Annotated in this window: 21 protein-coding genes; 15 read left to right on the top strand and 6 right to left on the bottom strand. The window is 55.7% G+C overall.

The window, feature by feature from the left end; genetic code table 11:
- Window positions 1-143: 143 nt before the first annotated feature.
- Complete coding sequence (locus CU103_RS10650; RefSeq protein ID WP_106663854.1) at window positions 144-350, top strand: hypothetical protein; 207 nt, start codon at window positions 144-146, stop codon at window positions 348-350.
- Window positions 351-653: 303 nt separating this feature from the next.
- On the opposite strand, the gene CU103_RS10645 is transcribed toward CU103_RS10650, so the two are convergent.
- The 3 genes from CU103_RS10645 to CU103_RS10635 all read right to left on the bottom strand — a co-directional run bounded on the left by CU103_RS10645 (window position 654) and on the right by CU103_RS10635 (window position 2,268).
- Window positions 654-1,352 (bottom strand): IS6 family transposase, encoded by a 699-nt coding sequence (locus CU103_RS10645; protein ID WP_106663853.1) that lies wholly within the window; start codon window positions 1,350-1,352, stop codon window positions 654-656.
- Between the two features lie 73 nt (window positions 1,353-1,425).
- Window positions 1,426-1,665 carry a hypothetical protein gene (locus CU103_RS10640; protein WP_106663852.1) on the bottom strand — a complete coding sequence of 80 codons (240 nt, stop codon included), beginning with the start codon at window positions 1,663-1,665 and terminating at the stop codon, window positions 1,426-1,428.
- Between the two features lie 108 nt (window positions 1,666-1,773).
- A complete protein-coding gene (locus CU103_RS10635; RefSeq protein WP_106663851.1) occupies window positions 1,774-2,268 on the bottom strand; it encodes a YciE/YciF ferroxidase family protein in 495 nt (164 codons plus the stop codon).
- Window positions 2,269-2,557: 289 nt separating this feature from the next.
- Here CU103_RS10635 and CU103_RS10630 point away from each other — a divergent pair, with 289 nt between their 5' ends.
- The 3 genes from CU103_RS10630 (at window position 2,558) to CU103_RS10615 (ending at window position 5,225) form a co-directional block, all read left to right on the top strand.
- Entirely contained in the window at window positions 2,558-3,487 is a 930-nt protein-coding gene (locus CU103_RS10630) for an adenylate/guanylate cyclase domain-containing protein (RefSeq protein ID WP_106663850.1), read from the top strand.
- 395 nt (window positions 3,488-3,882) lie between these two features.
- A complete protein-coding gene (locus tag CU103_RS32010; protein WP_245448705.1) occupies window positions 3,883-4,512 on the top strand; it encodes a hypothetical protein in 630 nt (209 codons plus the stop codon).
- 527 nt (window positions 4,513-5,039) lie between these two features.
- Complete coding sequence (locus tag CU103_RS10615; RefSeq protein ID WP_106663848.1) at window positions 5,040-5,225, top strand: hypothetical protein; 186 nt, start codon at window positions 5,040-5,042, stop codon at window positions 5,223-5,225.
- 29 nt (window positions 5,226-5,254) lie between these two features.
- Here CU103_RS10615 and CU103_RS10610 read toward each other — a convergent pair whose 3' ends face one another.
- Window positions 5,255-6,562, bottom strand: coding sequence for a mechanosensitive ion channel family protein (locus CU103_RS10610; RefSeq protein WP_106663847.1), 1,308 nt, complete (start codon window positions 6,560-6,562; stop codon window positions 5,255-5,257).
- 482 nt (window positions 6,563-7,044) lie between these two features.
- On the opposite strand from CU103_RS10610, the gene CU103_RS10605 reads away from it, so the two are divergent.
- Window positions 7,045-7,278, top strand: a complete 234-nt coding sequence (locus CU103_RS10605; protein ID WP_106663846.1) for a hypothetical protein — start codon at window positions 7,045-7,047, stop codon at window positions 7,276-7,278.
- A gap of 197 nt (window positions 7,279-7,475) precedes the next feature.
- Here CU103_RS10605 and CU103_RS10600 read toward each other — a convergent pair whose 3' ends face one another.
- Entirely contained in the window at window positions 7,476-7,676 is a 201-nt protein-coding gene (locus CU103_RS10600) for a DUF2905 domain-containing protein (RefSeq protein WP_106663845.1), read from the bottom strand.
- Window positions 7,677-7,889: 213 nt separating this feature from the next.
- On the opposite strand from CU103_RS10600, the gene CU103_RS10595 reads away from it, so the two are divergent.
- The 3 genes from CU103_RS10595 (at window position 7,890) to CU103_RS10585 (ending at window position 10,837) form a co-directional block, all read left to right on the top strand.
- Window positions 7,890-8,864: an MBL fold metallo-hydrolase gene (locus CU103_RS10595; RefSeq protein ID WP_106663844.1), complete on the top strand. Its 975-nt coding sequence runs from the start codon at window positions 7,890-7,892 to the stop codon at window positions 8,862-8,864.
- A gap of 49 nt (window positions 8,865-8,913) precedes the next feature.
- Window positions 8,914-9,705 carry a DUF1194 domain-containing protein gene (locus tag CU103_RS10590; protein WP_106663843.1) on the top strand — a complete coding sequence of 264 codons (792 nt, stop codon included), beginning with the start codon at window positions 8,914-8,916 and terminating at the stop codon, window positions 9,703-9,705.
- Between the two features lie 175 nt (window positions 9,706-9,880).
- On the top strand, window positions 9,881-10,837 hold the full coding sequence (locus CU103_RS10585) for a S1C family serine protease (RefSeq protein WP_106663952.1): 957 nt from the start codon (window positions 9,881-9,883) through the stop codon (window positions 10,835-10,837).
- Window positions 10,838-11,102: 265 nt separating this feature from the next.
- On the opposite strand, the gene CU103_RS10580 is transcribed toward CU103_RS10585, so the two are convergent.
- Complete coding sequence (locus tag CU103_RS10580; RefSeq protein ID WP_106663842.1) at window positions 11,103-13,340, bottom strand: putative bifunctional diguanylate cyclase/phosphodiesterase; 2,238 nt, start codon at window positions 13,338-13,340, stop codon at window positions 11,103-11,105.
- A gap of 307 nt (window positions 13,341-13,647) precedes the next feature.
- Here CU103_RS10580 and CU103_RS10575 point away from each other — a divergent pair, with 307 nt between their 5' ends.
- The 7 genes from CU103_RS10575 to CU103_RS10545 all read left to right on the top strand — a co-directional run bounded on the left by CU103_RS10575 (window position 13,648) and on the right by CU103_RS10545 (window position 21,768).
- Window positions 13,648-15,291: an ABC transporter ATP-binding protein gene (locus CU103_RS10575; RefSeq protein ID WP_146147783.1), complete on the top strand. Its 1,644-nt coding sequence runs from the start codon at window positions 13,648-13,650 to the stop codon at window positions 15,289-15,291.
- A 216-nt stretch (window positions 15,292-15,507) separates the two neighbouring features.
- Window positions 15,508-15,990 carry a MarR family winged helix-turn-helix transcriptional regulator gene (locus CU103_RS10570; protein WP_106663841.1) on the top strand — a complete coding sequence of 161 codons (483 nt, stop codon included), beginning with the start codon at window positions 15,508-15,510 and terminating at the stop codon, window positions 15,988-15,990.
- 16 nt (window positions 15,991-16,006) lie between these two features.
- Complete coding sequence (locus tag CU103_RS10565; protein WP_106663840.1) at window positions 16,007-16,705, top strand: SDR family NAD(P)-dependent oxidoreductase; 699 nt, start codon at window positions 16,007-16,009, stop codon at window positions 16,703-16,705.
- On the top strand, window positions 16,706-18,037 hold the full coding sequence (locus CU103_RS10560) for an NAD(P)/FAD-dependent oxidoreductase (protein WP_106663839.1): 1,332 nt from the start codon (window positions 16,706-16,708) through the stop codon (window positions 18,035-18,037).
- 109 nt (window positions 18,038-18,146) lie between these two features.
- On the top strand, window positions 18,147-19,823 hold the full coding sequence (locus CU103_RS10555) for a peptide ABC transporter substrate-binding protein (protein WP_106663838.1): 1,677 nt from the start codon (window positions 18,147-18,149) through the stop codon (window positions 19,821-19,823).
- Window positions 19,824-19,919: 96 nt separating this feature from the next.
- Complete coding sequence (locus tag CU103_RS10550; RefSeq protein WP_106663837.1) at window positions 19,920-20,870, top strand: ABC transporter permease; 951 nt, start codon at window positions 19,920-19,922, stop codon at window positions 20,868-20,870.
- Window positions 20,871-20,880: 10 nt separating this feature from the next.
- On the top strand, window positions 20,881-21,768 hold the full coding sequence (locus CU103_RS10545; RefSeq protein ID WP_106663836.1) for an ABC transporter permease: 888 nt from the start codon (window positions 20,881-20,883) through the stop codon (window positions 21,766-21,768).
- The last annotated feature ends 10 nt before the right edge of the window (window positions 21,769-21,778 follow it).

Raw genomic sequence — 21,778 nt, 5'->3', positions numbered from 1 at the left:
AATGAGTGCGCTCTCTAGTCCATGACATCTGCGTTGCCGCCAGCAATGTAGTAGCGTCGATGCACGTTCTTGTCACATTGCTGACTCACCACCGTCATCGGGTACCGCTAAGATATCGTCAAGATTCAGAAAGGAGGCCTGATATGATGACCAACGAAGAGCCGACCCTGGACGAGCTTTTGAGGGAGCCAATAATTCGTTTGGTGATGGTGCGGGATGGGATCGACATTTCCGAGGCCAGGGCCATGATGGAGCAGGCCAAATTTCGGTTGAATCGCGGCTGCATTCCGACAGGATTGCTTCAACGCGCTTGCAATCCGTGCCTCAACACAATCATCCCGGATGCCTGATCGACGATTTTGAACTGAATGGGACGATCATCGCACAATCACGTACCGTATCCGCAGAGTAAACATGGTCGATGCGCTCGTTTCAGGCCGAGTTCGCGGGACGGCCCTTACAAGAAGCGTACCGATCTGGTGAAAGACGCCACAAGCAGACCTGGGCCAACATTCGGAAAATCTCGGACGCCCCGGCGTATGTGAAGCAGATGACATACAAGTCGAAGGAGTATTTGCCGACTTGACGCTCTTTTTCGGACTGTGTTGCAAATTCTGAAATTGGCTAGGGAACACCCTACATCAGGATACATTTCAGGCTGCGACTGCCTCGAACTGCTCTTTGAGAGTAAGTACGCGGCTGTAGGCAAACAGGCCTTGCTGCTTGCGCATCATATGAACCAGTTCAATCCCTGCCAGGGTGATGCTGGCTGAAGCTTCTGACTTGAAACCCAGCATGGACCGGATGCGTCTTTTGACACGACGGTGATCCTGCTCAATGCCGTTGTTCCGGTATTTGCTCGAGCGGATGGCAATGCGTCTGCCGCGCTCTATTCCCTGGCCCTTTAATTGGCTCTCCGTATCACATTGAACGATCGCCAACCGATTGGTCTGACTGCCGTCAATCGTGATACAATCCGGTCGTCTATGTCGCGCCAAAGCCTTGCAAATAAAGCGTTTCGCCGCCTTCAGATCACGATCTTTGCTGAAGTAGAACTCGACGGTATCCCCGTTGCCGTCAATGGCCCGGTAGAGGTACATCCATTCTCCCTTTACCCGTATGTAGGTCTCGTCGAAATTCCATTTACGGGTAACGGTGCGCTTTCTGCGATTGAAGCGCTCAAGTAGTCGAGGGCTGAAATAAATGGCCCAGCGATGGATCGTCGAATGATCGAGCTCGATGCCGCGTTCAGCCATCATCTCTTTCAGGTTTCGAAGGCTAAGATTGTAGGCCAGATACCATCGCACACAAAGCAGGATTACAGATCGATCAAAATGGCGGCCCTTGAACATCGCGATTTCCCGGTTCGACGCTGAAGCGTTTCAATCGCACGGATATCATTGATGGAAAGTTTGCAACGGAACCCTATTCCATCTGCAAAACTTCGCCAGCGGTGTAGAGCACAGTTGGTTGACCATACTCGCCCACGTCCGGTCTGGCCTCGCGGCTCCAAGCAATTACCCCAGCATGCATGGATGCCAGGTCCTTAGCGGCACGAACCGCTCGCTCTGCAGTTTCAAACTGCAGGGGTTCGCCGACTGGAAACAGTTCGCCTGCATCGCCTTGATCGAAAACGACCACTACAATTAATTGAACGGGATCCATGGAAACTACTTTCTACTCGCAATCTTCGCGAGTGATTCAAGGGAGGCGGAGGTCTGTCTTGATTGATCGAAGTCCGGAAAGCGGGTCGGAGCTTTCCGAACTGTTCGATTATGCCGCTTTTGCTGTGGGGTTGAGTTTGTTTTCTGCAAGTGTGGTTAGCGCTTTGTCTGTGGCCTCTTCCTCGCGCATAGTTGTGATCAGTAACTTCTGGGCGTCTGCCATGCCAAGTTCACCGGCCCATCTCGCCAAGGTTCCATAGCGGGCTATTTCGTAGTGTTCGACGGCCTGCGCCGCAGAGGCGAGGCCGGCATCGAGTGCAGGCTGACCTTTGAAGTCATCCATGATTTCCTCGCCCTCGGATATGATGCCCTCGATAGCGTCGCAAGTTTTGCCCTGGGCGCGCTTGCCAGATATCTCGAAAACCTGCTGCAAACGTTCGACGTGGCCCTCGGTCTCGTTGCGGTGTTTTTCGAATGCGGCTTTCAAATCGGGCGAAGTCGCAGCTTTCATCATTTTCGGTAGTGCCTTCAGGATTTTCCGCTCGGCGTAATAAATGTCTTTGAGCGTTTCATGAAACAGCGTTTCTAAAGTCTTCTCAGCCATGTTCGTGTCCTCAGGGAGTTCCGCAACGGAATGCAGCGAATGGATCTCAACGGGTGGTCTTGACTAATGTTCCACCGAACCGGGTTCCTCTTGGTTCCATGCCACTTGCGCCGAAACCGCCCAACGCCGCACCAGCCCAAATTGCGATGGCAAACCAATATTCCCTTGGAGCGTTAATCACATCGGCCGGCATCATGAATAGACTTGCGTGCCGGCGTGTTCACGATTGAAAGCCGCCATTTCGGGCTGGCCAATAACATGAATGAGTAAGCCAAGGAGCGCATAAAATATGCCCACGGTCGAAGCCCCTCCTCTTGAGCGCAAGCTGGTGGCCATTATGGCTGCCGATGTCGAAGGCTACTCGCGCCTCATGCACGAGGATGAGGAGCAAACCCTTGCGACGTTGTCCGCCCATCGCAGTATCATCGACGCGCTCATCTCGGCCGGTCGCGGGGAAATCTCCGGCACTGCCGGCGACAGCGTATTGGCGGAGTTCGCAAGCGTCGTCGACGCTGTTCATTGCGCCGTATCCATTCAACAGGCGCTGGCCAAGGCAAATGCAGACCTACCAGACGAGAGCAGAATGTTATTGCGGATCGGGATCAACGTCGGCGATGTCATGGTCAAGGATGGAAGCATCTTCGGCGACGGCGTCAATGTTGCCGCGCGCCTCGAGTCGATTGCTGAGCCGGGTGGCATCTGTGTAACGCGGGGTGTGCGGGATCACCTGCGTGACCGTATGGATTATGAGTTCGAGGACCTCGGTGAGCATCACGTCAAAAACATTGTTCGTCCGGTGCGTGTATTTCGCGTCTGTTTCGAGCCGGATGGAACCGCTGAATTGCCGCAAGGAGGGTCCTCGGCGTCGAAAGAGGGCGTTCACCTGGCAATTGACCAAGGTCCGCCCGTCGCGGCCAGCGCCGATGCCGTCGAACTTGCATTCTGGCAGTCGGTACAGGCCAGCGATGATCCGTCGGAATACCAAGCCTATCTGGCGCAGTATCCGAAGGGTGACTTTGCAGCTTTGGCTCAGGCCCGCCTGGCCAATCCGTCCCCGTCCGAACAATCTTCATCCGAGGATCGCGCCATTGAACTCGAGTTCTGGAACTCCATCAAGGACACGGAACTCCGGGCAATGTTCGAAGCCTATCTCAAAAAATATCCGGATGGAGAGTTCAGGGCTTTGGCCGAGATCCGACTGGAAGCGCTCCCAGGGTAGCCCGGGCTCCCTTTGTTTGCTGCCAACGGCGTCAAGCACACAGCCCAACGGTCCTCCCATGGGACCTTGTAGTCCGCTTCGAGCAAGGCAATCAACGTCATAGGGGACGGTATAGAATTGAGCGCAGAAATTACAAATCTCATTCCGTACGCGTCGATCGTAGTTAGCCTTCTGGCAGCAGCAATTGGGGTTGCGAGCTGCAACTATAACTATCCGCGAAAGCTTGGACCACGTCATGATGGACATTGGCAGGCATGGCCGGTGGGCCGGTCGGGCAGCATTAACGGCAGCCATCGCCGCTGTACTGCAATCTGGGGATAGGTTTCTGCAGAAATACAAGTTGCATTCCTCCCCCACGCACCGATCGATTGCATCAATCCGGGTGGGGAATTCCTATGAACCTGCTGTGGGCTCTGATTGCGCTGATTGTGGCCGGAACATCCATCATGGCGTCCGCGCAAACAACTACGCCGGAACTGTGCAGCGGCGTAAGTGAACCTCAGCAGCGCCTGGATTGCTTGGGCAAAGGCGTTTTCCAACAAGAGCGCAAGGGAGGCGGCAGCAATCCTTCCCGGGTCAGACTAATGTCTTTTATTGCGTCGTCTTCGGTCGATGGCAGGACTATACTGCGAAGTCGGTCAGCAAGACCGGAACCGTTGGTTCGGATCGATGCTCTCCAGAATGCACGTTCACACAAAGACCGGCTGAGCAGAGGAGAATCCATCATGGATGTCGTTGTAAGAACTTATTCAGGTAAGGGCGCGAAAGAGCTGTTTTCACTGCTGGAAGAGAGAAAGTCAGAGATTGAAGAGCTTTTGCGTTCAACAACAGGCTTTGTGAGTTACACCCTGGCACGCAGTAGTGAGAGCGATGGTGGCCTGTCGATGACCGTTTGCGAGGACAAAGCCGGCATCGAAGAGAGCGTCCGCATGGCCAAGGAGTGGATTGCACAAAATGCCGCACACATTGGCGCGGACGCGCCTAAAGTATCGTTGGGAACGATAATTATTCACGCTACAAAGTAGCCTTTTACCCGGTCGTGCGTTAGTTCGGCCGGGCCTTCCGGCCTGGATTTCTCGACTTCACCAATGAACGAAGGCAATTGGTATTTCTCCACCGGATCGACTTGAAGCAAGCCTTGTGACTTGAGCGCCTTATCTCTTCGGCTGAGAAAAAGCTGCAGCTTGCCCGCCGTTCTAGAAATTGATCGGCAGGCAAGGGTGGAGAGTGACGCTCACAGACGTCTACAACCCCAGTTGCACATCATTATCTGTTCGAGAGATTTCAGAGGTAGATCGTGCACAGTGGTTTTCACTGAATCAAGCGCACCGGAAAATCATGGCCGGTCAGCGCTTGATCGAGCGGCAGCAGGGGCCGGTCCAGACCTCGGCGATACATCTGCCATTTGGGCGGAAGATGCGCAAGGATACTGGATCGCGAAAGGACAAAGTGTCGCCGCGTCAGCTCCAGGATCTCCACTGCCATGACTGTTTGGTTGACTTCGACTTCCCCCGGCTGCACATGACGACTTCAACAGTTTCGGAGAATCCAAATGGCAGAACAGCACGTCAGGGAAATCGACGCGGCGATAAAGGAGTTGATATCCTCGCGTCGTCAGGAGATCCTGCAGATTGCGCAAAATGGTGCGAACCCGGGGCCCCTCAAAAACCTGGTGGAGATCCAGACGGCAATTGACGCTTTGTATCGGGCGCGCGAACAGGAGCACGCTCATTCCTAAAAAAAGCACTTTTCGAGGCTTTCGAAGCGCTATGGCCGCCGGTTTGATCTGCCAACGCGTTCATCCCGCTGCATTATAATTTCGCGATGCGGATAAGGGATGCTTATTCCGTTCTGCTTGAATATGTCCCACAGCGCCAGTAGCACCTTGCCACGCACGTTGGTCAGACCTTGTTGAGGGTCGCGGATCCAGAAACGCAGGACGAAATCGAGCGAGGATTCTCCAAAGTCCGTCAGCCAACAGACTGGACGCCTCTCCGCTTCCACCCGGGCGACGCTCATGGCGGCCTCAATCGCGAGCTCGCTGACCTTATGCGGGTCGGCATCATAAGAAACCCCAAAATTCACGTCGAGCCGTACGAGATTGTCGCTGAACGACCAATTGATGACCCTTTGGGTGATGAAGTCTTCGTTCGGGATGAGGTATTCGCGGCCATCGCGCGTTACCACTGAGACAAACCGCGCCCGTAATTCGCGTATCCAGCCGAAGGTTCCCTCCAGCGAAATCGTGTCACCCGGCTTGATTGACTTGTCGAGAAGGATAATCACGCCGGAGACGAAATTTGAAACCACCTTTTGCATCCCGAAGCCCAGACCGACGCCGATTGCGCCGGAAAATACGGTCAGAGCCGTCAGGTCAACACCGACGGAAGAAAGAGCGAAAGCACCAGCCACCAACACAAGGCCGATCTTTGCGATCTTACCAACGAGGACGCGGATCGATGGTGTCAGCTCTTGCGAGTTTTGGACGCGCTCATCGATATAATTCCCGGCGACGACGGCAAGCCAAACGGTCGCGATCAGCAGCAGTGCCGCTTTAAGCACCATGAGAGCCGACAGGCGAACCGCGCCCAGGGGTATTGCCAGACTGTCGAGAAAAGCTGCCGTGTCGTCATTGATGCCGAGGATCACAAGGGCCGCATAGACCCAGGTAAGCCAGCCGAGGGTGTGGGCGACGAGCCGGTTGCGGATGATGCGCGATAGCACTGACGCAAACAGCCAGGCGAGGGATAGTGAGAGCGCGATAGAGATGAAATGGGTTCGACTTGGCCAGGTGATGCTGCGCATAACAATGAGCACGGCAAGCAGGAAGACCGTGAAAAGTATCCAGTCAGTGCGCCGCAACAAGGCAACGACGACCCTTAACACTCCAGGATGCCCCTTAATCTGGCGTGCCCGGTTTTCCGCCAGTGGTTCGATGCGCTGCGCCGCGAGCTTCGCCGCGAGGAAAAGGGCAACGATGATGGCGATCTGATAAAAAAACCAGGGCGTTGCAGGGTAGTCGAACCACCCGCTGGCCCAGGTCAGCGATTCATCGATGGCGTTGCGAAAATCCATTTCCACCGACCGTTCTTGACTGGCTAGCGAACAGCAACTCGCCGTCCACAATGACGCCGGCCCCGCGAATGGTCAAGCCGACCATCAAGATGCGACGACAAGGACTCCTCCACATACGCTCGCTTTCGAAACACTTCCATTTTTGTATGAATCGGTTACTTCGTTGGTTTCTTTCACGCACACCGGCCGGGAGATCTGCCAAGGTTAATCGCGCCGACAGTCTTAAGCTGGCGGACTGGACTCTTAATGATGTAAAGTCGAGTATCTTTATCCACGAGCGTTGACCATAACCCGGAGGGAATGATGCGTGGAAAACCGCACTCCCCTCAACGTTGGGCGGACACGGTTTTTTCAACGCGGGATGTCGATCAGCGGTCATTGTCTTTAAGGGAGACCGTACCCCTTGGCGGTTGACCGTTACAACCCGTCTTTAGGCTGCTGCTTGTGCACGGCGACAATGATAGTGTCGCAAGGGAGGAACCATGATTCTGTCAAACCATTGCCCGATCTCAGAGGAACCGGCTGAAGAAGTATCGCCCGCTCATGGCGATTTTGCCGAATTTGTCTGTCCTGGTTGTGGCCGCTTTCGGATTTCCAGAAGCGCACTCAAAACGATCGTGAATCTTCGGCGGAAAGAAAAAGAAGCACTATTGAACAAGGCCAGGAGCGATGCTCAGGGTGGTGAAGGCATACCCTTCATCAGAAACATGGGCTAACAAGGCCGCCCGGGCGGCAACTGCCCAAGAACAACCCACGTCCCCAAATAGCGGTCAAAAATAGAGGCGACGATTACCGCTGACGTCTGGTGAGGGACCGCGGACTGTTTCCCGGACCTAGGCGCATCAATACAATCCTGGCGGCAAGACATCTCAGGTCGCGCGAACCCCAATGGCACATCCTCCCCCTTAGCCTTTTAACGATTGACCAGCCAAAGCAGCAACGAGAGCACGATACTGAAAAGCAAACCCGTGGCAATCGGGATATAAATAGTAAAGTTCCCACGCTGGATCAGAATGTCACCGGGAAGTCTGCCGAAGCCAACGCGTGCGAGCCATGGCCAGACAATACCGATCGCAACGATAACAAGACCGATAATGATCAAGGTTCGGGACATGGATCACTCTGTTTGACAGATTTCTCGTTCAATAAATGATGGAAATTCCAATATCTGCAACGAAGCCGGGAATGATAAGGTTTCCTTTAGGCTGCGCCAAGTGGACATTTGCGTTGGTCGAATTAGATCGCCCAGCGCCCCTGTTCGTGGTAAATTTCAGTGTCAGGATTAAACAAGTGGGGATTGGGCGGACTTTTCGAAAGAGAGGTCACCATGTTGGCAACAAATAGGCGGGCTTTCTTGAAGGCCGCAGTCGCTGGAACCGTTGTTTCAGCCCTGGAAATCCCAGAATTCGCCTCGGCAGCTGCCGGCCCGATCCAAGCATCGCCAGGCCACTATTCGTTCACCCTTGGTGCGTTCCACATTACAGCGCTCTGCGATGGGGTGTTCTTCTTGCCTACGGACAGCATTGCAACGAATGTCCAAGCGGACGAGAAGAAGGCATACTTTGACGCGCACTACATCGCAGCGGATGTGTTCCGGCTTCAGGCCAGTCCGCTGCTGATCGATACCGGGGAGAAACGTATCCTGATCGATACCGGCCTTGGGCGAAGTACGGGCTGGGCGGTTCACGCGGGGCGTGTGGCCAAAACCTTCGCAGCGGCGGGCATCACACCCGATTCGATTGACACGATTGTGCTCACGCATTGCCACCCCGATCATATAGGCGGGTTTGGGGCGGATCCGGCCAAGCAGTTTCCCAACGCCGAACTGGTGCTTTCCGAAATCGAGCTGGACCTGTGGAATTCACCAGATGCGGCGTCCAAACTGCCAAAATGGGCGGCCGAGACCGCGCCAGCGGTAAAAAAGGTGTTCGCGGCACTTGGCGACCGTGTGCATCCGATCAAGACAGGAACCGATGTGGTTACGGGTGTAACTGTTCTCGATACGGCAGGGCACACGCAAGGCCATATTTCGCTGCTGGTAGCTTCCGCAAACGAGCAGCTTTTGATTACCGGGGATGCCGCACCGAGCATCCATATCACATTTGACAAACCGGAATGGCACATCAAGTGGGACCATGACCCCGACAAAGGGGCCAAAACGCGCCGGGCCTTGTTGGACCGGGCGGCAAACGACAGGCTGTTGGTCGCCGGATATCACTATCCGTTTCCTGGCGTTGGTCACGTGGTGAAAGACGGTATGGGGTTTCGCTGGCTGCCAACGGACTGGGTCTGGGACAGTTGATGTGTCGCCATGTTAACGGCTTTACTGGTTAAGGTCGCAGGGAGCAAAAATGAGACTGCAGTGGGCGGTTATTAGCTCCTTTTGTGCTTTAGGCGGGATTACTTTTGCCCAACAATACCCTTTGGCCGTAGACCTCGAGCTGGTTATCGCCGTTGATGTCTCCTATTCGATGGATGTCGAAGAGCAGCAAGTTCAACGTCAGGGCTACGTGGCGGCATTCCGAAGCCCCGAGATTGTCAATGCCTTGCGTGGGGGCGCGCTTGGCAAGGTTGCAGTAACCTATATCGAGTGGGGTGGGTCAGCAGTTCAGGTCGTTCCGTGGAGCTTGATTGACAGTCCAGAATCTGCGGCCCGATTTGCCGACGCGTTGCAACGTCAACCCGTCAGACGGATATCCTTTACATCGATCTCAAACGCGTTGGCGTTTGCAAGAGCGCTTTTTCGATCCAACGGATTTCGGGCCAGCCGCCGCATAATCGATGTATCCGGGGATGGACCCAACAATGCCGGGGCACCCGTGCCCGTTGCCCGCAATGCTGCAGTCGCTGAGGGGATCGTCATCGACGGCCTCCCGATCGTGTTGAAGGGCCCTCCTGGTTCGGTGTCGTTTGCGGAAATCGATGTCTACTACGAAAAATGCGTCATCGGCGGAGAAGGGGCATTTATCCTGCCCGTTACCGACATCACCCAGTTTCCGCAGGCAATTCGCAAGAAGCTCCTTATTGAGATTTCAGGTCTGAAGTTAACCGAAGGTCGGGGGCAGCAAATGCGACTGGTGCAATACAAGCCCTATAATTGCCTGGTGGGCGAAGAACTTCAGGAGCAGTCGATTGGAAAGTAGTCTGGCTTGCCAATCCAACGACAAACTGGCGATCAATGCCGGTGTCCGCGCAGCGCCTTGAAAGCCACCTGACGCCCATCCATCTAAGGACAGAAACATCACAACGGTATGGATGCCACAGTAGTCGGTCCGCCGGCGGCAGCGGCGACGGCGCCGCCGTTTCAAGGATCGGATGATGGGTTACATAGACAAAGACATCGCGCCCGCAGATGACGGTGCGCTGACGGATGCATATTCTCAGGCCATTGCAAGTGCGGTCGACGTCGTTGGACCAGCGGTGAGCCGGATCGAACGAGTTGGCGGGAGAGCCGGACATGGTTCCGGCTTTGCCATCTCGCCCGACGGGCTGATTGTGACGAACAACCATGTCGTCGGCGATGCAAAAATTGCGCGCATTACCGCACCGGATGGATTTGTCACTGAAGGACGGGTTCTAGGGCGTGACGTAGATACGGACATTGCTCTCATTCGGGCCGACTCGAGCATTGGAGCCTGGGCTCGGCTCGCAGACTCCAGGCGCCTTCGAAGGGGCCATATTGCCATTGCGATCGGCAATCCGCTCGGTTTTGAATGGACGGTAACCGCTGGTATTGTTTCGGCGCTCGGGCGCTCAATGCGAGCTGCGAGCGGGCGCCTCATGGAGGATGTTATCCAGACTGATGCAGCCCTTAACCCCGGCAATTCCGGGGGGCCATTGGTGTCTTCGAACGGTGAGGTCATCGGCGTTAACACAGCCGTTATTCAAGGTGCGCAAAGCATCGCATTTGCGGTGGCTTCCAATACGGCGAACTTTGTCGTTTCAGAAATACTCCGCTTTGGCCAGGTCAGGCGTGCGTTCATCGGTATCGCCGGTGATACTATTGAGCTAGCGCGCAAAATCGCTCTTCAAGCAGGCACTGCACAAACGACGTCAGTGCGCGTCAGACGCGTGGAACCCGGCGGGCCTGCCGAGCGTGGCGGCCTGCGGGAGGGCGACTATGTTCTTGCGATCGATGGCAAGCCGGTCGGCGGCGTTGATGACATTGTCAGATTGATGGGGGGCGACAAGATCGGACAGAACACCGAACTTGTCGTATTTTCGGTCGCGGGGCAGATCGAAACCAAAATGTTGGTTCCGATTGCCCGGTCCTGAATATTGTGACCTGAAGATTAGCCGCGCACTGCGCTCATCAACGGCAGCGGGCGTGTTGAATCCCAAAACCTATTGAGTGCCTCGATCATCTGCATCGCCAGTTGATCGGCCGCTTTACAGGTTCGATATTTCTCTGCTGCGGATCGAAGCCTCTCTTCTTGCCTGCACTTGCGACCAACGCAGTCGGCTGAGTGCCTCAAGCACCAGGGCTTCTTCTGCCCGTGGTCTCTGAGGGAAGATGGTCTGTGGCGGCGGTTCGCATCACTCAAGGGGTCTTGGCACGGTTTGCCGGCGCTTCAACATCCACAACGAGCAAATCTGACACACCAAGCAAACGTTCGATTTCCACGACGGGCACAGGGCGGGACAGAAGAAATCCCTGGAGATCATCGCACCCAATGTGGCGGAGATAGTCGCTTTGCTCGGTTGTCTCCACGCCTTCTGCTGTTGTGCGAAGACCTTTCGCGTGGGCGAGGTCAACAATGGCTCTGACAATTTCTTCGTCATTGGCTGAGCGGCCGAAGCCCTGAACAAAGCTTCGATCGATCTTGATACGGTCGACCTCAAGCTGCTGCAGTCTTCCAAGTGACGAGAAACCCGTGCCAAAATCATCCAGCGCGATGGTCACGCCCAATGCACGAAGTGCCCGGATATTGTGTTCACAATGGCCGGTGCTGTCCATAAGGGCGCTTTCGGTAACCTCAAGCTCCAGCCGGCGAGGGTCCACTCCAATTGTCAGCAACAATTTTGCAACGCGCATGGCATAGGCGGGATTTCTCAGTTCCACTGCTGACACGTTTACTGCAAGGGTCTGGATTGGCCATGACCTTGATTCCAGGCAGGCCTGTCGCAGGACAAATTCGCCCAGCGCCTCGATCAAGCCGGCTTCTTCTGCAATGGGAATGAATATATCCGGTGAAATCCAACCCCGTTCCGGATGCTGCCAGCGCAGGAGAGCTTCAACTCCCGTGAGGCGCCCTTCTTTGGCGGAATAAAGCGGCTGATAGTGAACCTGTATCTGGACATCCGACTTCATTGCCTCGCGTAACTCGCGTTCCAATGTGCGGCGCTGCTGAAGCATTGCGTCCATCTCTTTGCCAAACACCGCAAATCGGCTTCGCCCCGCCGTTTTGGCGTGATAAAGCGCAATGTCGGCTTTTCTAATAAGTTCTTCTCCATTTGTGCCATGTTGAGGGGAAATTGCGACCCCGATGCTCACACCGACGAAAATGTGATTTCCATCGATGTCGAAGGGATGCCGGACGACGGTAATCATTTTCTCGCAAAGCGTCTCGATCGCCGAAAGTGGTACGCAGTCGCTGACAATGATGGTGAATTCATCACCGCCGACCCGAGCCATGAAGTTCTTCTGATCGATGATGTTTTTGATGCGCTGGGTGAATTGCCGGATAAGTTCGTCACCGACCGGATGCCCGAGCGTGTCATTGACCTGCTTGAACCGATCGAGATCAAGATAAAGCACTGCCACCGAGGCGTTCTTGATGTTCGACAATGACGCATCAAGCCTGTCATTGAAGTGTGCCCGGTTCGGCAGACCAGTCAGGGAATCATGCAGTGCGAGAAAATTCAACCTCTCTTCGCTGGCGCGTAATTTCGCAGACCGCCGCCGCAGGATCGCAACAAGGGTGACCACAAGGCCCAGCATCACCGCCGCGATGCCTATGAAGGACGGTGCGATTTGCGCCATGACCGTTGAGCCGGGACGATAAGGGCTCCAGATAAAGTACCCCATCGAGTCTCCAGCGGACGAGTGAAGCGGATAGCTGTATTCGCCGGGTTGCAATACGTTGTGGGCGGAATAGCGCAGGCCGGAGAAAAGATAGTTCCGCTCAAGATCGGCGATAAAGCTTTTATCGAGATAACGGATGGAAACATGCAAGTAGGTCTCTTCTACAGTCTGTTTGATGTCGCCGGTGTCAGAGATGACGGGCTTGACGCTGACAATTGCAGGCCTGCCGCCAAGGGTCGAGATCTCTGACGCACTGGCGCTTAATACGCGCGCACCGAGCTCGCCTTGGGCTGGTCCCCGCAGCAGACCTCTGAGTTTTGCGGCCAGTGGCGCCACGTTGGACCTGACAGACTGATATGTCGCGCGCTCGACAATTTGGCCAGCGGCAAAAGCAAATCGCGCCTCATCGTTTGGGTCGAGGATATAAATCAAATCGTGACCAAAATATTTGGTCATCCATCCGCCGAGATTGTTGTTAAGCCACTCCGAATTATCCGACCCTTTGACCTGGCGGACAGCATCATCCCATACGGTCGCGCTTTCCTGATCATGCGCGATCGAGAACTGCGCCTGAGACAAAACCAGGGCGATGAGGCTCTCTTGTCGTTCGACAGCGATCTGGTCAGTCATGCGACTGGACCAGGTGAGCAGCATGAACACGCCGCAGAACACGGCGATCGCAATCGCAACAATAGGCAAAACCGCCTTGAACAGGAATAGTCGGGGTATCAGGGACGGCTTGGAATCAGGCATTGTGCGACCTCGCATTTCAGCCTTTATATGACAAACTATTTAATCGAAGGTAGACGCTGTTTTGAAGGGAGGCGATCATTTCTGGCCAGCGCCTCAAAACACCCTTGGCGAAACGAGAGCACAGGCCCAGCCATTCCGCTCGCTTCACCGGGCCCCAGGCGCCGACGAAAATGATTCGTCGGCGCAAAAAGCGATCACCGATGCATGTTGGAGTGGATCGAACTTGGCCTGCTTCTTGCTTGAAATTACAAGCGTTAGATGGAAGGGTAGCCGTATCGGCTTGGCAATGAGAGGTCACTTTGTGATGATGAGCGACATTCAACGAAGCACCGAAATTGACAGAAACGCAATTCTTGCCGTTGAAAACCTTTCCATCGATCTGCCAAAGGGCATGGAGCGACGGTATGCCGTCGAGGACATCTCCTTTGATCTGCAAGCGGGAGAAATCCTTTGCATCATTGGTGAATCCGGGTCCGGCAAATCCGTCACGGCCAATGCCATAATGGGGCTCTTGCCATCATCCATTCGCGCCAGCGCAGGCGCAATCCGTTTCAAGGGTGTGGACATCCTCAAAGCGAAAGAGACCGAAGTGCGCGAACTGCGCGGTCGCGCGGTCTCGATTATATTCCAGGACCCGCTTTCCGCCCTTAATCCGCTGATGACGGTCGGTGACCAGATTGCCGAAGTGATGGAAGTTCACAAGGTGGGGACACCGGAGAGCCGCAGGAAAGCTGTGCTCGATTTGCTCGAGGAAGTGGGTCTTCCTGACCCCATGCTCATGCAACATCAATATCCCTTTCGCCTCTCAGGTGGGCAGCGCCAGCGCGTCATGATTGCAATAGCCTTGGCGTTGGGACCGGACGTGCTGATCGCAGATGAACCGACGACTGCCCTGGATGTGACGACACAAGCGCAAATCCTTGAACTGATCCGCAAGATCCAGCGCAACAAGAACATGAGCGTGATGTTCATTACCCATGATTTTGGTGTCGTGGCCGAGATCGCGGATCGGGTGGTGGTCATGGAAAAAGGCAGGATCGTCGAACAGGGCAAGGCTTTTGACGTTCTCAATCATCCTACCCATCCTTACACTCAGCGCTTGACGGCAGCTGTACCCCGCATGCGCGACGAGGACAGGGCGAGCAATGCACAAGCACCGGTCGTGCTTGACGTGCAGAAACTCAACAAGATCTACAAAAGTGGTGGTGGGTTCTTTTCAAAGGGTCGCATTGTGCATGCGGTCAATGATGTGAGTTTCACCATCCGCAAGGGCCGCACACTTGGTATTGTCGGCGAGTCGGGTTCGGGCAAATCGTCACTTGGACGTGTCCTGCTCAAACTGATGGATGCTGATGGCGGCAAGATCTTGTTCAATGGACAGGACATAGCGCCGCTCTCACCGAACGAGTTCCGGTCATTGCGCCCCTACATTCAGATGATTTTTCAGGATCCATTCGCCTCGCTCAACCCGCGCCACACCATCGGTCAAATCCTCGTGGTTGGCCCGATGGCGCATGGAACCAGCGGCGTTGAGGCCAGGGCCAAGGCGGTGCGACTGCTTAAGCTCGTCGGGCTCGATGAAGGCGCCTACGATCGCTATCCGCACGAGTTTTCCGGCGGCCAGCGTCAGCGCATTGGTATTGCTCGCGCTTTGATGTTCGACCCCGTCTTGCTTGTTGCCGACGAGGCGGTCTCGGCTCTAGACGTATCCATCCAGGCACAGATCCTTGAACTATTGACACAGATCCAGAAGCTGCTGAACGTAGCGATGGTCTTTATTACCCATGACCTGCGTGTAGCGAGCCAGATTTGCGACGACATTGCCGTGATGTATCGCGGCGAGATCGTGGAATTCGGTCCTCCCTCGCAGATCTTTCGCAATCCCGGACACCCCTACACGCGCAAGCTGGTCTCGGCTATCCCCGGACACGAGTGGGAACCCGCCGCCTGATCTTTGCGCTTTGAACGCTGATATTGTGCCCGTTTTGCCGAGGATTTGCCTCCAAAACGGGCAAATTTATTTTTTGATCGCATTCGCATAGCCCGAGGCAAAATAATAGTTGCATTTGTCCACTATTTGCCGAACCATGGAAATTGAAAGCTGCATAACGATCTATCCGGAACCTGCTTGGGCCCCTCGAGCCAGGAGTGGAAGGAGTTTGCCACAATGTCTGATGGCGGACCAAAGCCAACGTCGATCGAACATGTCAATCTTGACGTGCTCGAGAATACGTTGAGCTTTTATATCCGCACCATGAACATTGCCGTTTCGCGCGATCTCGATGCGCGGTTGGATGGCCTTGATGTTGCCCGGGGCACAGGCAAGATTACCACGCTGCTTCTGGTCGACAGCCATCCGGGCATACGACCATCGGTCATCGCACAGATCATCATGAAGGATCGCTCTGCGATGGGGCGCCTTATTGATCAGATGATCGATCACGACCTGCTCGTTCGGCAAACGTCGGCAAGAGAGCGGCGGGCACACGAGCTGTTTGTTACGGCCAAAGGTGCTGAACTGGCGGCAAAAATCAGGCCGATCGTGACGAAGCAGTCGAACGACTTCTTTTCTTTCATTGTGGAAGAAGAGCAAGCGCAACTCATGGATATTCTGCGCCGGGCGTACCGGAAAATGGTGGGAATGAAATGAATGCCAGGAGCAAGGTATGGCAGAAGAACGTGTGGCTCTCCTATCAGGAGCCAATCGGGGTATAGGCGACGCGATTGCCCGCTTTCTCGGCGATGCAGGATGGCGGCTTTCGCTTGGCATGCGAAACCCACAAATGCCGGACTGGGCTGACCCCGATCTGGTTCAGGTCGTCGCTTATGACGCGAACGATACTGCAGTGGAGGCACAATGGGTCGCGCAGGCGCTGACACGGTTCGGCCGCATCGATGCGGTCGTTGCCAATGCCGGGATCATGATCGCAAAAAATGTGATCGAAGCTGAAGACGCCGATCTTGATGCACTGTTGGCGGTGAATGTAAAGGCGCCGCGGCGGTTGGCTGCCGCGGCTTGGGACGCGCTCAGCAAGAGCGGCCGGGGCCGCATCATCGTCCTCGGCTCGCTGTCGGGAAAACGTGTGAAATCCGCGCGTACCAGTCTCTATTCCGTCTCCAAATTTGCGGCCGTGGCGCTGGCCCATGGCCTTCGCCACACGGGCTGGGATCTTGGCATTCGGGCCACCGCCGTTTGTCCTGGATTTGTCGCAACGGACATGGCGCGCAGCCTGACCAGCCGCCAAGACAGTCTGATGACCAATCCCGCCGACATTGCTCGTATCACCGCAATGTTGCTCGATCTTCCCAATGAGGCGAGCGTTGCCGAATTCACAATCAACTGCCAATTAGAGGAAACCTATTAAATGCCCGGTCCCTATGTCGTTCGTGTTCACGGTGATGAAAACCTGCCGGAAAAAGTCGATGTGGTTGTGATTGGCGGCGGCATCATCGGCACTTCCACGGCTTTGGAGCTGGCTGAACGCGGTCACAGGGTGGCTTTGTGCGAAAAGGGTGGCATTGGCCAGGAACAATCGAGCCGCAACTGGGGTTGGGTGCGCATCTCACGCCGCGATCCACGTGAAGTGCCGCTGATGGCAGAGGCTTTGCGCATTTGGTCCGGGCTTGACCAGAGGCTGGGCCGCGACACGGGCTATAAGCGCGCCGGCATCCTGTTCACCTGTCCGGACGAAAAGTCCTATGACGAGCATGAACGCTGGGGCAGGAATCTCCACGGATATCAGCTCGAGAGCCGCATGCTGAGCGGCAAGGAGCTTCAGGATCTCTTGCCCGGGGGCAACATGAAACTGAAAGGCGCGCTCTATACGCCCGCCGATGGTCGGGCCGAGCCACAAAAGGCCGCGCCGGCCGTGGCGGAGGCTGCGCGCGAAAAGGGAGCGGCGATCCTCACCGAATGTGCTGTGCGTGGCGTTGAAACTGCGGCAGGAAAGGTGTCCGGCGTTGTTACCGAGCGTGGCCGCATCGCGTGCGATTCTGTCGTATTGGCTGGCGGTGCCTGGTCCAATCTTTTTTGCGGCCGTTACGATATCGATCTGCCACAGCTGAAGGTTATGAACACCGTAATGCGGACACAACCCTTGGAGGGTGGTCCTGAATCCGCCATCTGGTCCAAGGATTTTGCGATACGCAAGCGACAAGATGGTGGCTATACCATCGCATCGGGCCACGAGAATATTGTCGATATCGTGCCGAAATCATTCCGCTATGCATTCCGGTTCCTGCCGGCGCTCAAAATGGAATGGCGTTCATTGTCGTTTCGCCTTGGCGGGCGCTTCTTTGATGAAATGCGTATGGCGACCCGCTGGAATATGGATGAGGCCAGCCCGTTCGAATACAACCGGGTCCTTGATCCAAGACCTTCGCTCGATATGTCCAGCCGGGCTTTCGACAATCTGAAATCTGCCTTCCCTGTCTTCAATCAGGCACAGATTGCGCAACGCTGGGCCGGATATATTGATGTGACGCCCGATGCGGTGCCGGTGATTTCCGCCGTGGACCAGATTCCGGGATTTTATATTGCCACGGGTTTTTCAGGTCACGGGTTTGGTATTGGCCCGGCGGCCGGCCGCCTCATGGCCGATCTTGTTACTGGCCGTTCGCCCGTCGTTGACCCGGCCGATTTCCGATTTTCCCGTTTCAGCGATGGCTCAAAGGTGCAGCCGATCAGCGGGTTTTGACAAACAGCACGGTTGAGGAGCCGCGCCACCAAAGAATGATCTGCCGCAAAGGGGCAGACACGCATGCAGACCTGAACATTGAACAAACCAATAATGAAGGGAAATGACAATGTCCGATAAGCATCAAAATTCCATTCTTCGTCCCACCCGGCGCCAGACTCTCACCCTGATGGGTTTGGTGGGGGCATCTGGGCTGGTCATGCCGGGGATTTTCGGCCGTGACAAGGCTTATGCCGCACCGCCATCTGCACCCAAAGGCCAGGTCATCATCGGCTTTTCGCAGGAGCCGACCGTCTTCAATCCACATATGTTGCATATCGAGGTGGATGAGGGGATTCACTTCAGTGTCTTTGATCCGCTCTTCAATGTTGATCCGGAAGGCAAATTCACCCCCGCACTTGCAGCCGAAGTACCGAGTGTCGAAAACGGGGGTATTTCGGCTGACGGCCTCAATTGGAAAGTCAAGCTGCGCGATGGCGTGAAATGGCATGACGGCAAACCTTTCACCGCCGAAGACGTCAAATTCACGCTTGAACTGGTGGTCGATCCGAATTTTCGCAGTGGCAGGCGCGCAGGTCACGACCTGGTACGCGACCTCAAGGTCGTATCACCGACCGAAATTACCTGGCGCATGGATAAACCCTATGCGCCCTATCCCTCGATCCTCGCGGCCACCTTTATCGTGCCCAAGCATATTTTGGAACCGGAAGCCGATCGCAACGCTGCGCCGTTCAACAATGCACCGGTCGGGACCGGACCGTTCAAATGGGTCGAACGTGTCGCCGGTGATCATATCGAACTTGCCGCCAATACAGACTATTACGGTGACGGTCCTTATCTCGAACGGCTGATTTACAAATATATTCCGGACCTTACCGTCCTTTACACCCAGTTCAAGACCGGCGACATCGACGTGACGGGTCTGCAGTGGATCACGCCCGATCACTATGATGAGGCCAAGGCCTTGGAGGGCAAAGACGTGGTGGTCGTCCCCGGCGCCACCGTCGAATCCGTCACATTCAATATGGAAAGGCCGCAGTTTAAGGACATTGCGGTGCGCCAGGCGCTCTACCATGCGCTGGACAAGACGACCATCATCGATGCGCTCTACTATGGTTTGCCGGCACCAACGGAGACCTACATGCCGCAACAGTCCTTCTATTTTAATCCGGATCTGCCCAAGCATGAGTTTGATATCGAAAAGGCCAAGAAACTGCTGGATGATGCCGGTTGGAAACCGGGTGAGGACGGTATCCGCGCCAAGGATGGCGTGCGCCTTTCCTTCTCCAATTCGACAACAGCCGGCAACCACATCCGCGAACAGGTTCAGCAGTATATGCAGCAATCCTTCAAGGATATCGGCGTTGAGATGACGATCTCCAATCTGCCGCCTGCTGTCATGTGGGGTGAATACTGGATGCAGTCGAAATTCGATTCTGTCGTGGTCGGTATCAATTTCCTTACCGGACCGGATCCCGACACATCGGATTACTTCCTGTCGACGTCCATTAACGCCAAGGGTGGCGCGGGCCAGAACACCTCGCAATATTCCAATCCGGAAGTCGATCGGCTGCTCGCAGAGGGCGGGCGTGTCTTTATTCCAGAAGAACGCAAGAAGGCATACCTGAAGATCCAGGAGGTCATCCGCAACGATCTGCCGCTTTTGCCGATCTTTCAATACGCGACAGTCCGGGGCCACAAGAAGGGCATGGTCGGCTTCACGCCAAACGTGAACAACCGCATCGATTCCTGGAATGTCGGTACCTGGTACTGGGAACAGGCGTAGGGCGAGGGGGCCGGAGATCAGCTCCGGCCCCCAGCTTGGGGCTGACCGGACGCCGGTCAAGTCTGTGCCCAGACCACTTTATTGGAGATCCATGCCATGACCCGCTACATTCTCAGCAGGCTCGGCCAAAGCCTCGTGCTGCTGGTGCTGGTATCCATGATCGGCTTTGCCGTTCTCAACCTCGCCCCAGGCGGACCATTGTCACAATTTGCGCTGACGCCCGGCATGAGTCAGGCAGACCTTGACCGGATTGCTGTGCAAATGGGCCTCGACCGGCCGTTGATTGTCCAATATGCGGACTGGGCCTGGCGCCTGCTGCGCGGCGACTGGGGCCGATCCTTCCGTGACAGCCGGCCGGTCCTCGATGTCATTGGCGGGCATTTTGGCGCCACACTGCTCTTGATGGGAACAGCAACCGTCATCTCCGTGACGGTCGGTACATGGGTCGGCATCAAGGGCGCGACCAAGCGCTATTCGCTCTTCGACTATGCCGCGACCGTCGGTGCTATGGTGGCGCTCTCGATCCCGACCTTCTGGTTTGGTCTCGTGGCGATTTACATTTTCTCGCTGAAACTCGGATGGCTGCCGGCGGGCAATATGTACACGATCGGTAATGGATCGTTCTTGGATTATGCCATCCATCTCATTATGCCTGCCATGGTTCTGGCTCTGGTCGATGTAGCGGTCTGGAGCCGGTACATGCGAACGGCTACGCTTGATGTCATCAATCAAGATTTTGTCCGCACAGCCAAGGCAAAAGGCATGACGCCCCGACGCGTGCTGATGAAACATGTGGTGGGCAACGCCCTGTTGCCCATGATCACGCTGGCCGGGTTGCAGGTCCCCACGCTGCTTGGTGGGGCACTTGTCACCGAAACGGTCTTCACGTGGCCGGGGATGGGCCGGCTGTTCCTCGATAGTCTCGGCTATCAGGACTACCCGGTGGTGATGGGGCTGCTGATGTTCTCTGCCATTCTCGTCCTCCTCAGTAACCTTGCGGCCGACTTGCTGACCGCCTTTGTTGATCCGCGCATCCGGCTAACGTAGGGAAATTGTCATGTCCGTTTCTTCGCCACCCGCAAATCCGCCCGTAAGATCCGGCTGGTGGAACAGCCGTACCTTCAGGCGGTTCATGCGCCACCGCCTCGCGGCACTTGGCGTTGTCATGGTGAGCGTCCTTACGCTTGCCTGTGTCATCGGGCCTTATCTTCTTCCCTACAACGACCTCTACATTGACTTGCGCGCGCGTTTTTCGCCACCGCTCACCGGCTATCATTTCCTTGGTACCGATCCGCTCGGCCGCGACATTGCTGCTCGCCTTCTGATGGCCGGCCGCATTTCAATGCTGGTCGGGTTCGCAGCGATGGTGTTGAGCACACTCATCGGTGCCACGATTGGTGTCGTGGCCGGGTACTATGGCGGACGGATCGGGACCGTGTTGATGCGTTTCGTCGATGCGGTCCTGTCGTTTCCCAGCATTTTCCTGCTGCTGGCGCTCGCCGCATTTATAAAGCCCAGTCCCATCATGATCACGGTCATCATTGCCATCACGAGCTGGATGGAGGTGGCCCGTATTGTCGAGGCGGAGGTCCGCTCCTTGCGGGAACGCGATTTCATCATGGCGGCGCGCATGCTTGGTCTCAGCAATCGCTGGATTATGTTTCGCGAGCTTCTGCCAAATGCGATGGGTCCCATCATCGTGGCAGCGACGCTGACCGTGGCGCGGGCGATCCTTCTTGAGGCGTACGTCAGTTTTCTCGGTTACGGCATTCAACCGCCGCTGCCAAGTTGGGGCAATATGTTGAATGGCGCGCAACAGTATCTCCAATCGGCTCCATGGCTGGCGATCGTCCCTGGCGTGGCCATTACGCTTGCCGTCACCAGTTTCAATTTCATCGGCGACGGCCTGCGCGATGCGCTTGATGCCCGTAGCGACCTGATTTGAGGGATCCAAG

It is taken from the genome of Phyllobacterium sophorae, from assembly GCF_003010965.1.
Lineage (GTDB): Bacteria > Pseudomonadota > Alphaproteobacteria > Rhizobiales > Rhizobiaceae > Phyllobacterium > Phyllobacterium sophorae.
This window is presented reverse-complemented; position numbering and strand designations above follow the sequence as displayed.

Bases quoted from the DNA above. Each gene is read 5' to 3' on its own strand.
- CU103_RS10650 (WP_106663854.1), top strand. From the start codon at position 144: ATGATGACCAACGAAGAGCCGACCCTGGACGAGCTTTTGAGGGAGCCA.
- CU103_RS10645 (WP_106663853.1), bottom strand. From the start codon at position 1,352: ATGTTCAAGGGCCGCCATTTTGATCGATCTGTAATCCTGCTTTGTGTG.
- CU103_RS10640 (WP_106663852.1), bottom strand. From the start codon at position 1,665: ATGGATCCCGTTCAATTAATTGTAGTGGTCGTTTTCGATCAAGGCGAT.
- CU103_RS10635 (WP_106663851.1), bottom strand. From the start codon at position 2,268: ATGGCTGAGAAGACTTTAGAAACGCTGTTTCATGAAACGCTCAAAGAC.
- CU103_RS10630 (WP_106663850.1), top strand. From the start codon at position 2,558: ATGCCCACGGTCGAAGCCCCTCCTCTTGAGCGCAAGCTGGTGGCCATT.
- CU103_RS32010 (WP_245448705.1), top strand. From the start codon at position 3,883: ATGAACCTGCTGTGGGCTCTGATTGCGCTGATTGTGGCCGGAACATCC.
- CU103_RS10615 (WP_106663848.1), top strand. From the start codon at position 5,040: ATGGCAGAACAGCACGTCAGGGAAATCGACGCGGCGATAAAGGAGTTG.
- CU103_RS10610 (WP_106663847.1), bottom strand. From the start codon at position 6,562: ATGGATTTTCGCAACGCCATCGATGAATCGCTGACCTGGGCCAGCGGG.
- CU103_RS10605 (WP_106663846.1), top strand. From the start codon at position 7,045: ATGATTCTGTCAAACCATTGCCCGATCTCAGAGGAACCGGCTGAAGAA.
- CU103_RS10600 (WP_106663845.1), bottom strand. From the start codon at position 7,676: ATGTCCCGAACCTTGATCATTATCGGTCTTGTTATCGTTGCGATCGGT.
- CU103_RS10595 (WP_106663844.1), top strand. From the start codon at position 7,890: ATGTTGGCAACAAATAGGCGGGCTTTCTTGAAGGCCGCAGTCGCTGGA.
- CU103_RS10590 (WP_106663843.1), top strand. From the start codon at position 8,914: ATGAGACTGCAGTGGGCGGTTATTAGCTCCTTTTGTGCTTTAGGCGGG.
- CU103_RS10585 (WP_106663952.1), top strand. From the start codon at position 9,881: ATGGGTTACATAGACAAAGACATCGCGCCCGCAGATGACGGTGCGCTG.
- CU103_RS10580 (WP_106663842.1), bottom strand. From the start codon at position 13,340: ATGCCTGATTCCAAGCCGTCCCTGATACCCCGACTATTCCTGTTCAAG.
- CU103_RS10575 (WP_146147783.1), top strand. From the start codon at position 13,648: ATGAGCGACATTCAACGAAGCACCGAAATTGACAGAAACGCAATTCTT.
- CU103_RS10570 (WP_106663841.1), top strand. From the start codon at position 15,508: ATGTCTGATGGCGGACCAAAGCCAACGTCGATCGAACATGTCAATCTT.
- CU103_RS10565 (WP_106663840.1), top strand. From the start codon at position 16,007: ATGGCAGAAGAACGTGTGGCTCTCCTATCAGGAGCCAATCGGGGTATA.
- CU103_RS10560 (WP_106663839.1), top strand. From the start codon at position 16,706: ATGCCCGGTCCCTATGTCGTTCGTGTTCACGGTGATGAAAACCTGCCG.
- CU103_RS10555 (WP_106663838.1), top strand. From the start codon at position 18,147: ATGTCCGATAAGCATCAAAATTCCATTCTTCGTCCCACCCGGCGCCAG.
- CU103_RS10550 (WP_106663837.1), top strand. From the start codon at position 19,920: ATGACCCGCTACATTCTCAGCAGGCTCGGCCAAAGCCTCGTGCTGCTG.
- CU103_RS10545 (WP_106663836.1), top strand. From the start codon at position 20,881: ATGTCCGTTTCTTCGCCACCCGCAAATCCGCCCGTAAGATCCGGCTGG.